General features: G+C 45.7%; 1 protein-coding gene. It reads right to left on the bottom strand.

Annotated features, from left to right (window positions below):
• Positions 1-256 (bottom strand): transposase (locus tag RC73_RS19695; protein ID WP_152608478.1); only part of this gene is annotated, 256 nt, incomplete at both ends.

Genomic DNA, 256 nt, shown 5'->3' on the forward strand with positions numbered 1-256 from the left:
CGTCCAGAAGGGTGTATTTCACCCCTTTCTTCGCCGGTAACAACCAATGTCTGTTAGCACCACTATTTTGGAGAGAAAGAAGCAAGTCTGCTCCATAAAAACCCTTATCCAATAAGGTCACGGAGTTATCCGGTAAGGAGTCAATAAAAGGCATAGCAAGAGGAATTTCGCCTCGACGATAAGGGCTTATAGCGGCATCGACAATGACATGAGAGCGAACATTCATCATGGTCACCACCCTTAATACTGGATGAGG

Origin of the sequence: Shewanella sp. ECSMB14102 (genome assembly GCF_000813075.1) — a bacterium.
In the GTDB taxonomy this organism is placed as follows: domain Bacteria; phylum Pseudomonadota; class Gammaproteobacteria; order Enterobacterales; family Shewanellaceae; genus Shewanella; species Shewanella indica.